At 66.0% G+C, this 13,133-nt stretch carries 12 protein-coding genes and 1 pseudogene; 5 read left to right on the plus strand and 8 right to left on the minus strand.

The genetic code is table 11. The features are described 5' to 3' along the window. Positions 1-5 precede the first annotated feature (5 nt). Entirely contained in the window at positions 6-1,124 is a 1,119-nt protein-coding gene (locus ACRCSW_RS24615) for a glycosyltransferase (protein ID WP_438708301.1), read from the plus strand. Here ACRCSW_RS24615 and ACRCSW_RS24620 read toward each other — a convergent pair. Next, complete coding sequence (locus tag ACRCSW_RS24620) at positions 1,091-2,473, minus strand: O-antigen ligase family protein (protein ID WP_438708290.1); 1,383 nt, start codon at positions 2,471-2,473, stop codon at positions 1,091-1,093. The two genes, ACRCSW_RS24615 and ACRCSW_RS24620, sit on opposite strands and share 34 nt — an antisense overlap. Before the next feature lie 37 nt (positions 2,474-2,510). Between ACRCSW_RS24620 and ACRCSW_RS24625 the strand changes: the two genes are divergently transcribed. Beyond that, positions 2,511-3,920, plus strand: a complete 1,410-nt coding sequence (locus tag ACRCSW_RS24625) for a pectate lyase family protein (RefSeq protein WP_438708291.1) — start codon at positions 2,511-2,513, stop codon at positions 3,918-3,920. A 6-nt stretch (positions 3,921-3,926) separates the two neighbouring features. Here the strand turns inward: ACRCSW_RS24625 and ACRCSW_RS24630 are convergent, their stop codons facing one another. The 4 genes from ACRCSW_RS24630 to ACRCSW_RS24645 form a co-directional block, all read right to left on the minus strand. Next, on the minus strand, positions 3,927-5,006 hold the full coding sequence (locus ACRCSW_RS24630; RefSeq protein WP_438708292.1) for a glycosyltransferase family 4 protein: 1,080 nt from the start codon (positions 5,004-5,006) through the stop codon (positions 3,927-3,929). A 60-nt stretch (positions 5,007-5,066) separates the two neighbouring features. Further along, positions 5,067-5,774: a hypothetical protein gene (locus ACRCSW_RS24635; protein ID WP_438708293.1), complete on the minus strand. Its 708-nt coding sequence runs from the start codon at positions 5,772-5,774 to the stop codon at positions 5,067-5,069. Positions 5,775-5,776: 2 nt separating this feature from the next. Continuing rightward, a complete protein-coding gene (locus tag ACRCSW_RS24640; RefSeq protein WP_438708294.1) occupies positions 5,777-7,024 on the minus strand; it encodes a hypothetical protein in 1,248 nt (415 codons plus the stop codon). A 77-nt stretch (positions 7,025-7,101) separates the two neighbouring features. After that, positions 7,102-7,359: a hypothetical protein gene (locus ACRCSW_RS24645; RefSeq protein ID WP_438708295.1), complete on the minus strand. Its 258-nt coding sequence runs from the start codon at positions 7,357-7,359 to the stop codon at positions 7,102-7,104. A gap of 85 nt (positions 7,360-7,444) precedes the next feature. Between ACRCSW_RS24645 and ACRCSW_RS24650 the strand changes: the two genes are divergently transcribed. Genes ACRCSW_RS24650 through ACRCSW_RS24660 form a run of 3 tightly spaced genes read left to right on the plus strand, consistent with a single transcriptional unit; the run spans position 7,445 to position 11,249 of the window. After that, complete coding sequence (locus ACRCSW_RS24650) at positions 7,445-8,659, plus strand: glycosyltransferase (protein WP_438708296.1); 1,215 nt, start codon at positions 7,445-7,447, stop codon at positions 8,657-8,659. Then, positions 8,659-9,822, plus strand: coding sequence for a glycosyltransferase family 4 protein (locus tag ACRCSW_RS24655; RefSeq protein WP_438708297.1), 1,164 nt, complete (start codon positions 8,659-8,661; stop codon positions 9,820-9,822). The genes ACRCSW_RS24650 and ACRCSW_RS24655 overlap by 1 nt, the downstream gene beginning before the upstream one ends. Then, the gene (locus tag ACRCSW_RS24660; protein WP_438708298.1) at positions 9,819-11,249 is read left to right on the plus strand and encodes a lipopolysaccharide biosynthesis protein; all 1,431 of its coding nucleotides are present in this window, start codon (positions 9,819-9,821) and stop codon (positions 11,247-11,249) included. The genes ACRCSW_RS24655 and ACRCSW_RS24660 overlap by 4 nt, the downstream gene beginning before the upstream one ends. Before the next feature lie 10 nt (positions 11,250-11,259). Here the strand turns inward: ACRCSW_RS24660 and ACRCSW_RS24665 are convergent, their stop codons facing one another. The 3 genes and pseudogenes from ACRCSW_RS24665 to ACRCSW_RS24675 form a co-directional block, all read right to left on the minus strand. Further along, the gene (locus ACRCSW_RS24665; RefSeq protein WP_438708299.1) at positions 11,260-12,060 is read right to left on the minus strand and encodes an ATP-binding cassette domain-containing protein; all 801 of its coding nucleotides are present in this window, start codon (positions 12,058-12,060) and stop codon (positions 11,260-11,262) included. Then, positions 12,053-12,925, minus strand: coding sequence for an ABC transporter ATP-binding protein (locus ACRCSW_RS24670; protein ID WP_438708300.1), 873 nt, complete (start codon positions 12,923-12,925; stop codon positions 12,053-12,055). The genes ACRCSW_RS24665 and ACRCSW_RS24670 overlap by 8 nt, the downstream gene beginning before the upstream one ends. Next, positions 12,922-13,133: pseudogene (locus ACRCSW_RS24675) on the minus strand (ABC transporter permease); the annotation flags it as partial. The gene ACRCSW_RS24670 and the pseudogene ACRCSW_RS24675, both read right to left, overlap by 4 nt.

The following is a 13,133-nucleotide window of genomic DNA, read 5'->3' on the forward strand; positions in this document are numbered from 1 at the left end:
CTTAGATGTATCCAGTTGTTCATGTGATCGACACGCTCAGCGTTGGAGGCGCCCAGAGGTTATTGACCATCCTGGCCACTGCCGCCGAGACGGCCTGCCCGGTCGTCCTGGACCTGCGCGGCCATTCCTCGGCCATGGCGGACGAGATTGCGCGTCGCGGCGTGCGGATCGAGAGCGGGGGGATCAAGCGGTCGCTGAACCCGGTTGACTGGTGGCGGCTTTGGCGGGCCTTGCGGCGCCTGCCGTCGGGGCTGGTGCATTTGCACCTGACCGATTCCGTGATCATGGGGGCGCCGCTTGCCCGGTTGATGCGGCGGAAAGTGGTGGTGACGGTGCACAACACACTGACCGTTCCCCCCGGAACCCCCAGCGCCCGGCTGAAGCGGATGCTGGAGGGGTTCGCGCTGCGGCATTTCACCGATCACGCCATTCTTGTCGGCGACCGGGTGGCAAAAGCCAACCAGGCGCGGCTTGACGGCGTGCCGCAGACCATCCTGCCGAATGTCATCATGTCGCCCCCCGCGATTTCGCCGGAAGCGCGGGCCGAGTTCCGCAAGGCCGCGGGGGTTGGCGAGGGGGAGGTCGTCTTCGTCTCTACCGGGCGGCTGCACCCCCAGAAGGACCACATGACGATGCTGGCAGCCTTTGCGCGTCTGCGGCAGTCGGGCCATCGCGTCGTGCTATGGGCCTTGGGCGAAGGGCATGAGCGGGACCGGCTCTTGGCACGGGCGGAAGCGCTGCAGCTTGGGGCTGCGTGCCGCTTTCTGGGGACGCAGGCGGATGTGCCGATGTTCCTTGCGGCGGCGGATGTCTTCCTGATGAGCTCGGCCTGGGAAGGCTTGCCGCTTGGCCTTCTGGAAGGGATGGCCGCGGGCCTTCCCGTGGTGGCGACGGCGGTGGGCGATCTGCCCTCGATCCTGGGTGAGGAGGGCGGCATTCTGGTCCCGCCAGGAGACCCTGAGCGGCTTGCGGCGGGGATGGAGGCGCTGGCTGTCGATGCAACGCTTAGGGCAGACTACGCGGCGAGATCGGCCCGGATCGTCGCGCCCTATCTGGATGTCGATGCCTGGCTTGCGGGAACGCTTGCCATCTACCGGTCGGTTCTTGGCGAAAGGGACGGCTGAAAGATCCGGTCTGCCGCGAGGCCGATGGCCACCGCAAGCCATAGGAGCGTCGGGTGCGCGTCATGCAGGAAGATGCGTGCAAGGAGCATGGCAAGAAGCCCGATCACGAAGCCCCGCAATTCCATCGCCTCTGCCCCTGCCCCGCTTGCTGCAAGGCGCGCAGCGGCGCGGAAGGGCGTGATCAGCGCCAGGGTCAGGACCACTAGAAGCAGGGCCAGACCGACAAGCCCAAGTTCGGCCAGCGTCTCGAGGTAGAGACTGTGGGCCGACCGCCCCTCACCCCGGAAGACGAGGCCGAGGTCAAGCGCGGTGTCCTGGAAGTAGCCGTTGTAGTTGCCCATCCCGACACCAAGCAGCGGGTTATCGTAGAAAAGCTGCCGCGCCACCTCCCAGCTTGCCAGCCGGCCCTCGACCGCCCGGTCCGCCGTCAGCGAGGCGAGGGACGGGTCGAACAAGACCTCGAAGCGGGCGAGGATCTGGTCAGACAGCAGAAGGGCAATCACGGCGGCGCATCCGATGGCAAGCCCGATGGTCCAGAGCCGCGCCCTGTTGCTGAGGAAGAGAAGAAAGACCGGCAGGCTGAGAACCATTGCCAGAAGCCCCCCGCGCGAACCTGTAAGGAACAGCGCGACCGTCAGCAGGACAAGCCCGACAAGTGCGAAAAGCACGTTTGACCGCGGGCCACCCGTCAGCATGCGGCCAAGGCAGACGGGGATCAGGAAGACCAGGAAAGAGGCGAAGAAATTGGCGTCGGGGTTGGGACCGGCGAAGCGCCACTCGGCGAACCTGAAGCCGACGAAGCCGAAGAAGTCGTTCGGCGATCCGGTGACATACCGGTAAAGCCCAAGTGCTGCGATGACGGCGAAGGTCAGGATGAGCGTGGTGAGGCAGACGCGCAGCATCCGGGGACTGTCGATGAACGCCAGAAGCAGAAACACAAGGATCAGGTCCTTGGCGAGGCCGAAGGACGTGTCTGCCGCAACTGGCCAGTCACGGGCGTGAAGGATGCTGAGCGCGCTCCACAGAAGGAGGCTTCCGAATGCCACCACCGCCCTGCCCGATAGAAGCGGACGTTCGCGCAAGAGAACGTATCTGAGGCCGAGAACCAGTGCCGCCCCTGCCGCCGCAGGTTCGGTCACCGAGGGCAGCCCGAACCGGTCTGTCAGGTTCTCCGAAAGCCCGGCCGCGACCATTATCGTCAGGGCGGAAAGCGGAAGTGCCGGATGTTTGATCGAAAGCCCCAGCGCCAGCGGCATGAGGCCTATCAGGATCGCGACAGCCGGGTTTACGCCCGCAATCCAAATACCATAGAAGAAAGCGACTAGGCCCACCGCAGCCAGAGCGGGCATCAACCCGCCTGGCTGCCGAGGGCGCATGAGGTTTAGAATGGACGTATTCACTACGGGCTCTCCGGCCGCATTTGCCCAAGCAACTCTGCGGCCAAGGGTACGGGGACCGGAGAAGAAAAGCGAGCCCGTGGTGCGGCGTATCCCCCGATTTGCAACCGCCGTCCTGATGATCCTTCTGGCCGCGGCCGCCCCCGCAAAAGCCGAGATACCTACGCCGCCAGCCTTTCCCGGAGCCATGGGCTTTGGTGCAGTCACGGCGGGCGGGCGCGGGGGGCCGGTGATCCGCGTGACGAACCTTGAGCGGGGTGGCAAGGGCTCGCTCGCCTGGGCCTTGTCCAGCCTGAGCGGCCCCCGGATCGTGGTGTTCGAGGTAGGCGGGATCATCAAGCTTCGCGATGAAATCCGGGTGAATGGCGAGGTGACCGTGCTGGGCCAGACCGCACCGGGCGAGGGCATCACGATAGAAGGCGGCCGGCTTGTCGTGGTCGGCGACGACGTCATCATCCGGGGGATCCACTTTCGCCCTGGTACGGGCAAAGGTCAGGACCGGACCGCCCGCGACGGCATTTCGATCGGCTCAAAGGGCCAGACCGTGCGCCGGGTGATCGTTGACCGCAACTCGATCATGTGGGCCACGGACGAGAACGCCTCGACCTGGTACACGGTCGAGGACGTCACCTATTCCAACAACATCATTGCCGAGGGTCTTCTGAACGCGGGCCATGCGGACGGGCGGCATTCGATGGGCATGCTGATCGGCCAGAAGACCAATCGCATCTCGATCCTTCGCAACGCCTTCTTCTCGAACTACTGGCGCAACCCGCAGATCGAGGAGACCGCTGCCGCCGAGGTGATCAACAACCTGATCTACAACTACGGGCCGGGTGGCATCCAGATATCGAAAGGGCCAAGCCGGGTTGACGTGATCGGGAATGTGATGGTGGCTGGACCTAATACGCCCGACGTCGACACCCGGCCCGCCATATCGCTTGAAGACGCAAGCCCCGGCGCGGCCTATTTCCTGAAGGACAACCTGACGCCGCTCGGGATCGACGTGGCCTCGGGGGATGGTGTGGCGTTTCTGGCCGCAAGCCCCCTTGTCGCCCCCGAAAGCGGGACGCCGGTCCTGCCGTCGCACATGGTCAAAAGCCATGTCCTGGCCGAGGCGGGCGCGCGGGTGCCGGCTCTCGACCGGGCCGATCAGCGGATTCTGGACAGCCTGTCCGAGAACACGGGCCGGACGTTCGACGGGTCATGGCACGGCCGGAAGTGGCGGCCACCCGAGGCGAAATGGCCGAAGAGCCGGGACGGGGACCGCGACGGGCTCCCGGACGATGAGGAAGCGCGCCTTGGGACCGACCCCGAAGTGGCAGATTCCGAACGGATCGATCCGGTCACTGGCTACGCCTATATCGAGCTTTACGCGAACGGTCTTTTCGAGCGCTGATCGGCTTTACGTCCCCGCGTAGATCGCGAAGATGCGGTCGTGCATGGTGGCGGCGTCATGCCGCTCGGTCACCCGTTCGCGGCCGGAGATGCCCATGGCGGACCCGCGGTTGGGGAACCGCAGGAGGGTTTCCATCGCTTCGGCCAGGCGTTCGGGCTGCGAGGGCGGGACCACCAGCCCGTCAACGCCGTGGCGCAGGACCTGGGGGATTTCGCCCACTGCGGTGGCAACCACGGGCCGGGCCGCGGCCATGGCTTCCAGAAGCACCATCGGCAGGCCTTCCCAGGCCGATGAAAGGACCAGCGCGTCGATATCCGTCAGGGTTGCCACCATGTCAGATCGGTTGCCGGTGAACTGAAGCCGCGATCCCAGCCCAAGCGCCTGTGCTTCCGCCTCAAGCTCGGCCCGCAAGGGCCCATCGCCGATCACCAGAAACTTGGCGTTCGGCCATCGCGGGGCAAGGATGGCGGCCGCCTTCAGGAAGGTCCGGTGATCCTTCTGCGGCTGCAGGCGACCGATGATGGCGAAGGTGACGGGGGCTCCGTCGGGTTTCGGGGTCAACGGCGGGACGGTGCGGAAGCGTGCAAGGTCGACACCGTTCGGGATCACCACAAGCCGGTCGCCGATGCCGCTGCCTGTCTGGCGCACATAGTCAGCAACCGTCTCGGAGACCGCCACAAGGCGATGCGCCCCGGCTGTCGCCCGCCGGTAAAGCGCCGCGAGGACCGCCTTCTGCCGCCAGCGGTCGGTGTTGTGCAGCGTGACGATGCGCCTCGGTACGCCCGCCAGCCGGGCCGCGACCTGGCCGACGAGGTCGCTTTTCGTCAGGTGCGTGTGAACGACATCGGGCCGGAGCCTCCGGATCAGCCGGAGCGCGCGCCAAAGCGCCAGCGGGTCTTTCAGCCCGCGCTTGCTGAGCCGGGTCGTGCTGGCCGCAAGGGCCTCCATCTCCGGGCCAAGCGGACCGGGGGTAAAGTACGCCAGATGCGCCTCGTGGTTGCGGTCCCTGGCTACCCGAAGGATGTCGAGGAGCAGGGTTTCTGCCCCTCCGACGCCCGTGCCGTCAATGATGTAGAGTATCTTCATCTCTTGTCCTGCCAACCCGTCGCGGGCCTGAGACCGCTGGGGCCAGCTGAGGTCGTGGGTTCAGCCTGCCTCGGTCGCGCTGAACTGCGGCGAATTCCTGGTCCAGCTGCGGATGCGCGACCGCGGCAAGCCGAAGAGCCGGGCCAGCCAACGCGGCAACCTGTAGCGTCTGCCCGTCAGGATCACGCCAAGCAGCCGTCCGCCCGACGCGCGGATCGCATCGACCGCCTTCGAGATGTCGTGCAGCTTGTCGGCCGCGGACACCACCAGAATGACCCCGTCGGCCCGTCCGGCAATGGCTGACGACGTCAGCGAGGTCAGGATGGGTGGCGTGTCCAGGATGACAAGGCCCGCGTTGGGATCGCCTTCAAGGTCAGGCAAACCGCCGTCCAGGATGGCCGCGTTGCCCAATCGCGCAGGTGGGGGCGGCGCTGGGGCTGGCACAACTTCCGTCTGGCCCTTCGCCCCCCGGCGACGCGGGGGAGGCGGAGGAATGACCTCGGGCTCCTCGTCGTCATCCTCATCGTCGTCGTCCGCCGCGCCCTCGTTGTCGCAGATCAAGAGGCACACTCCGGATTTGTCCAGACCTTGGGCAAACTCGGCCAGCGCGCGCGCGACGTTGTGGGCAAGCTCGCCCCGCTCGACGCCTGCGATCTGCACGGTCACCCGGTGATCATGCTGCTGGTAAAGCCGCAGGATGGCCTGCAGCGCCGGGAATACCTCGTTGCGATGGATCGGTGGGCTTAGCGTCGACCAATCATCCGCCATGCTCAAGTCCTCCTGCGGCGGCGTGCGGCTTTGCGGCGCTCGATCTCGCCCAGCACCGGAACGCCGAAACGGGCAGCAACGATCCCGGCGCTGTGCGCGCGTGGTGCCCTTGCCTCGAAGAGAAGAATGGCCAGAAGCCCTGCGAACACGCCCAGAAGGGCCGCCGCAATCATCTTGATCCGGTCCGGAAGACCGACTGGAGCGGTGCCGGCCAAACCCTTCTCGATCACCCGCACCATGCCGAGGCCAGCGGCATTTCGCGCGACAGAGGTTTCGCTGGCCGAGAGCTGGCTCTGCAGCTGCGTGATTGCAGAAAGGGTCGCCTCACGATCTACCCGCAAGGCGGCGACGTCGAGGCCCGCCGCTTCCAGCCGTGCGAGTTCGTCGGCAAGGGCGGCACCAGCGGCCTTCAGCGTCTCGCCCCGCGCCATGGCAGCCGAGAGATCAGCTTCGGTATCGACGAGAAGCAGCATCGCGCGGTCGTTCTGGGCGGCCTCCGGTCCCGCCGTTGCTGCAGTCTGCAGGGTCCTGAGCGTATCCCGCCGGGCGGTAAGCCCCCTGATGTCGGCTTCGGTTTCCGCCAGTTCCTGTTTCTTCGCAAGCGCCTGTTCGGTCAGAACGGCAACCCGCCTGTCGAGAACCTCGAACGAGGCCGATCCGGTCAGCTTGACCAGGGCTTCGTCGATTTCCCGAAGCCGCCTCGTCGCCCCGTCGACCTCGGTCTGAAGAAACTCGGGCGGATCGACGCCGATGATGCTGCTGCGGACGTCGAGATATCCGTCGACCAGCGCGGTGGCGATCGCCTTGGCCTCGGCCTCATCCGGAAGGCGGACGCGGAGGTCTATGAGGTGCGAGCCGGTGATCAGGTTGATCGCTATCGCGTCTTCCATCTTCGCCAGAAGATCGGCCCGTTCGGCGCCCGGTCCGGTCTTGAAGGTGCCATTGGCCAGCAACAGCTCCAACGCCGCTTCGCGGACGCGGCTGGAGTTCAGAAGCTGCATCTCGGCGTTGACATAGGTGTCAAGGTCACCGGGATCGGGCGTCCGCAGGCCAGACACCGGAGCGTCGGGAACATAGGCGTAGTCGCGGCCAAGCTGGACGAGAAGAACACTGCGGGCCTCGTGGACCGGAACCAGGGACATCAGGGCCAAGTACGCGGCGCCTGCAACAACCAGAGCGACCAGCAGCGCCTTCCAGAAATGGACCAGAGCGATCTCGACGATATCCGCCAGCCGGGAACCGTTGCGCATGCTTTGCTCTGACCCGCTTCCCGCGTTGGACTCCTGCCCGGAACTGGCGTCGGTCATCGTCAAATGTGCCCTACCGATCAAACCGATATGGATGCCCGCAAGGCGCATCCTTCCAATTGGTATCCCGCGCAAAGCGCCGCTGCCAAGCGCATTTGCCCTGAGCTTGGCCCTTTTTCGACAATGCGCAACCGGCGCGAAAGCCAGGCGATGAGAAAATCGTCAAAGCCGGGCGCCTGCTGCCCGGCCAGATTGATTTTGGCCAGGAACGCACAGCCGTGAATTGCATCCGGCCTTTGCCGAAGCGAAGGCAGGCCCTTTGGCTTGGCAGCGGGCAAGGCCTGTGATCCTATAAGGCTATAGTGATCCGGAATCAGATTGGCGCGTGCAACGGTGACGTCCAGGGCCGCTTCGCAGGATTCATTGCTGGATGACAGTTCTGAAGCAGATGAGGCAGAGGCCGCCGCATCGGTGCCGGTCCCCGAGCTTTCGGCACCCATTCCGGTGCTGGCGCTGACCAAATCGACCGGCGGGCTTGCCATCTATCACCGCACGCTTGTCGCGGGCCTGTCGCCCGACCTCTTTTCGATCCACACGCTCTGCCTTTCGGACAATGCCGCCAGCTTTGCGGCCGAATTGGAGCGTCTGGGCCACACGGCCGAGGCCGTCCCGATGGCGCGGTACCGGGTGGACCTTTGGGGGGATGTCCGGGTCGCCTGGCTGGCGGCGCGGGTGGCCAGGGCGCGTGGGGCGCGGGTGATCCTGTGCCACGGGTCGAAGCCGGGCATGATCGGGCGGGCCGTGGGCTGGATGCTGGGGATTCCGGTCGTGTACTGCCAGGCGTCGCTGCCGTTCCTGCCCAGGGTTCAGGGCCGCGAGGCCGGGGTCTACCGGATGATCGAACGCAGCGCCCGCCTCTTCGGGAGCCATATCGTCGCGCTGACCGAGGGCGCCCGTGCCCTGAGCCTGCAGCATGGCATCGCCACGCCAGACCGGATTTCGGTCATCCGCAGCGGGATCGACGCGAAGAGGTATGCGTCGCAGGGCCGGCGGGCCGAGGTTCGGCAGGCTCTCGGGCTTGATCAGGCCGCGCAGGTCGTTCTTTGGATGGGGCGCTTCGAGGCGCAGAAGGCGCCCGAGGTTTTCCTTGACGCGGTCGAGGTCCTTTGCGCCCGGCTGCCGCAGGCGCAAGTGATCATCGTCGGCGAAGGGTCAAAGCAGGCTGCGGTCGAGGCGAAGGTGGAGGCCAGCCCCTATCGCGGGCGCATCCGACTGCTACCCTGGCAGCCCGACCCTGCGAGGCTGATGGAAGCGGCTGACGTTCTGTGCCTGTCCTCACGCTGGGAGGGCCTGCCGCTGGTGCTGCTTGAGGCGATGGCCATCGGAGCGGTACCCGTCTCGACCGCCGTCGATGGCTGTGCGGAAGTCATCGAGGACCGCCGAAGCGGCAGGCTCGTGCCCCCGGACGACGCGGCGGCACTTGCGGCAGCGCTGATCGAGACGCTGTCCGACAGCGAAGGGCTGGCCCGGATGTCGAAGGCGGCGGTCGAACGGGTGCGGCGTGACTTTACTGTCGGGCGGATGATGGCCGAATGGCAAGCGACGCTTGTCGGGCTTGCGGGGAGGAAGGGGCGGTGATGCGGGTGACGATGGTCATCACCTCATACCATCCGATCGTCGGCGGGGCCGAACGTCAGCTGGCGCAGGTGGCGCGGCTGATGCAGGCGGACGGCCACCAGCTGACGGTCGTGACGCGCCACCATGCGGGCCTTCCGGAACGCGAGCTGGTCGACGGGGTCGACGTGCTGCGGATCAGGACCTCCGGTCCAAAACCGCTCCGGGCGCTGCGCTTCATCGTCGGCGCGGCGCGGGCCGTGCGGGGCAGCAGGCCGGATGTGATCCATTGCCATTCGCTCTTTACGCCGGTTCTTGCCGGGATTGTCGGCGGGCTTGGCACGGGCGTTCCGGTCCTGGCCAAGCCGATGTGCGGCGGCGAGGCGCTTGGGATTGCGGCAAAGCCCTTCGGTCGCCTGCGCATGGCGTTTTGCCGGTCGCGGCTTGCGGCTGTGATCGCGATAAGCGGCGAAATCCGCGACGAGCTGGTGGGGCTGGGCTTCGATCCGGCACGGATTGCGGACATTCCGAACGGAGTCGATCTTCAACGGTTCTCCCCGGTCAGCGATGCGACCGCGAAGGCCGAAGCACGGCGTCGCCTTGGTCTGCCCTCTGACGGCTACATCTTCGGCTTTGCCGGTCGGTTGGCGGCCCAGAAGATGGTGCCGCTTCTGCTGCAGGCCTTCCGCAGGCTTGCGGCCGAAAGGCCCGATCTGCATCTGGCGATTGCCAGCGCCAACCGGGTGGCGGGTGGCGGGGCCAGTGTCGACGACCAGGACACCTCCGGCATCGAACCCGCGCTGTTATCGCAGCCGCGGGTTCATCTTCTGGGGCAGGTCGACGACATGCCGGGCTTCCTGACGGCCGTCGATGCTTTCGTTCTGCCCTCCTCCCGCGAAGGCCTGTCAAACGCGCTTCTCGAGGCTTGTGCCGCGGGCCTGCCGACCGTCTCGGCCCGGATTGGTGGCAATGCCGAGATCGTGCAAGACGGCTCGACCGGTCTTCTTTTCTCGGCCGGGTCCGAGGATGATCTTGTCGCCACTATGGCGCGGCTGGCCGACGACCCCGCGCTGGGGCAGCGCCTTGGCAAAGCGGCCCGGGCGCGGATGGAGGAGACCTTCGCCCTGACCGCAACCGTCCGGCGGCTTCTGGACCTTTACACCAAACTGCAGCGGGCAAGGGCATGACCGGCTTTGCCGAAAGCGCCGCAAAGGGCGTGTTCTGGACCTACCTCACGTTCCTCGGGACCAAGGGCATCAGCCTTGTCTCGCTGATCGTCCTGGCGCGGCTTCTGGGACCCGAGACCTTCGGGATGATGGCGATCTGCATGGTCGTGATCGCCTATTTCGAGATCGTCGCGAGGTTCGGGCTGGGGGCGGCGCTCGTCTCGGCCCAGGAGCATCAGGCCGAGATGGAGACGGCCGTGGCGCTGATGTCGCTGGTCACCTCCGCGGCCATGGTGCTGCTGGCATGGATCGCAGCGCCGTACCTTGCAGGTGTCTTCCAGGAACCGTCCCTGACCTGGCCGCTTCGGGTGATAGCACTTGCGCTGATGATCGACGCGATTGCCGTGGTGCCGGTGACGCGTCTGTCAAAACGGCTCCAGTTCCGGCTGAAGGCCGTTCCGGACCTGGCGCGGAGCCTCGTCAAAGCCGCCGCCTCGATCCTGCTGGCCATCATGGGCTTCGGGCTTTGGTCGCTCGTCTGGGGTCACGTGGTGGGAACCCTTGCGGCGGCGGTCGCGGCCTTTCTGGTCGCGCCCTGGCGTCCCACCGTCCGACCGCGCGCCGAGGTGGTGGGTGAGGCCTTCCGCTTCGGGCGACACCTGCTGCTGGCCGAGGTCATCAACGCCGCCCAGCGCAACCTCGATGCGCTGCTGGTCGGCAAACTGCTTGGAACCACGGCACTTGGGCTTTACAGCCTAGCCTTCCGCCTGCCCGATCTTCTGATCCGAAGCTTCAACCAGGTGGCCGGGACGGTGCTGCATCCGGTCATTTCCTCACGTGGAGCCGCGAAGGAAGCAATGGCCGAGCTCTATCTCTCCAGCCTCCGCCATGTGGCGCTGATCACCTTTCCGGCGGGGGCGGCACTTTCGGTGGCATCGGAACCGATCGTCCACCTTCTCTACACTCCGGAATGGTACGGGATGATTGTCCCGATGGGGTACCTCTCGATCTCGCTGGCGCTTCTGACCGTCGATTTCGTGCCCGGCATCATCTACAAGGCGATGAACCGGACCGAGTTCCTGCTGTGGACCTCGATCCTGAAGCTGCCCATCTTCGTGGTCACTCTCGTCCTCGTCGCACCCTATGGCATCGCGGCGATTGCGGCATCCCAGATCGGGCTTTCCCTGATCTATTTCCTGCCGAACTGGCTGATCCTGCGCCGCATCATCGGCGTTGGCCTCTGGCAGACGCTGACAGCGCTTGTGCCCGCTATACTGCTTGCCGCTTCGGTTGCGGCGGCTGGCCTTGCGCTGAACCAGCTGCAACTGAGGTCGGACCTCTTGCAGGTTCTGGTGCTGGGTCTTGGCTTCGCGCTGGTCTTCCTGCCCGGCATCATGCTGGCCGTCCCGGAGGTGCGGGGAACCCTCCGCAGGCGCCTGAAGCGGTAAACGCGGGCCGTCAGAGCCAGCGCTGATCCGGGTCGGGCAAGGGGATCGCGGACAGAAGCTCGGCGGTATAGGGGGCCTGCGGGTTGGCGAAGACCTCAGCCGTCGGGGCGTTCTCGACGATTTCGCCGCCGTGCAGGACCAGCACCCGCGAGCAGAGCCTGCGGATCACCGAAAGGTCATGGCTGATGAACGCCATCGTCAGGCCAAGATCGGCCACCAGCCGTTCGAGAAGGTTCAGGACCTGCGCTTGCGACGAGACGTCGAGGCCCGAGACGATCTCATCTGCCAGGATGAACTCCGGGCGAAGCGCGATGGCACGCGCGATACCGACGCGCTGGCGCTGGCCGCCCGACAGCTCATGGGGGTAGCGGGCCGCGAAATGGCGGGCAAGGCCGACGTGGTCAAGCGCCTCGGCGACCCTGCCGGCAATCCCGGAGATGCCGTGCAAAGAAAGGGGTGCCGCGATGATCCGGCCCACGCGGTGGCGGGGGTTGAGGCTGGACATCGGGTCCTGGAAGATCATCTGGAACCGGTGGCGGAGGGGACGCAAACCGGCCTCATCCAGATGGGTGATGTCCCGCCCGTCAAAGGTGATCCGGCCCCCGGTCGGTTCAAGTAGCCTGACCATCGCCCGACCGAGCGTCGATTTGCCCGAGCCGGAACCGCCAACGATGCCAAGGATTTCGCCCTTGGGCAGCGTGAAGCTGAGCCCCTTCAGGATCGGGGTCCGTGGTGCGGCGCCAAGGATCGGCTTCCGCGTCATGTCGGGCAGCGAGAGGTGGAGGTCTTCGACGGTGTAAAGGTCAGCCATGGCCCTGCCCCCGGTCGAAGGCGTCCAGTTCGGCCTGGACTGCGGTTATGACCGCTTCGGGCACCGGGGTCAGGCTTGCCTCTGGGTCGGTGTACTTCGGCGTCGCCGCCAGCAATGCGCGGGAGTAGACGTGCCTGGGCGCCTGGAAGAAATCGCGGACGGATGTGTCCTCAACCACCATGCCGCCATAGAGGACCGAGAGCGACTGGCAGACCTTCGACACCACGCCAAGGTCATGCGTGACGAAAAGCAGCGCTGTGCCGTGGCGGGCCTGCATCTCGGCGATAAGCTTCAGGATCTGCTTCTGGACCGTCACATCCAGCGCCGTGGTGGGCTCATCCGCGATGATCAGCTTCGGTTCCGCCGCGAAAGCCGAGGCGATCAGGATGCGCTGGCGCATGCCGCCCGAAAGCTCATGCGGATAGCTGCGAAGAACGCGCTCGGGGTCAGGAATATGGACTTCGTGCAGAAGCTCCAGCCCGCGGGCATTGGCGCGGGCGCGGGTCCAGCCCAGGATGTCGACCAGCCTGTCGGTGATCTGCGGCGCGATCCGCCGCGAGGGGTTGAGTGCTGTCAGCGGGTCCTGCGGGATGAGCGCGGCGGTGGCACCGATCCGGCGGCGGCGGTCCTTGGGCGGCAGGGAGAGGAGGTCGGTGCCATCCAACATGATCCGCCCGCTGGTGATTTCGACCGACGTCGGAAGGATGCCTAGCACCGCCTTGCCGATCATCGACTTGCCCGCCCCGCTTTCGCCCACCAGCCCGTGGACCTGGCCCGCTGCGACAGAAAGCGAGACACTGCGGAGGATCGGGTAGCTGTTGCCCTTCAGCCGTGCCGACAGGTTCTCGACGACCAGGAAGCTCATCGCAGCACCGGATCGTAGCGGTCCTTCAGCCCCTCGCCGAGCTGGCTGAAAGCAAGGACCGTAAGGAAAAGCGCGACCAGCGGGAAGACCAGCACCCACCAGGCCTGATGGATCGAGGAACGGCCTTCGGAGATCATGCCGCCCCAGGTCGGATCGTCGGTCGAGATCGAGAGGTTCACGAAGGAAAGGATCGCCTCGACGATGACGG

This window comes from Tabrizicola sp. (assembly GCF_051645465.1).
Lineage (GTDB): Bacteria > Pseudomonadota > Alphaproteobacteria > Rhodobacterales > Rhodobacteraceae > Tabrizicola.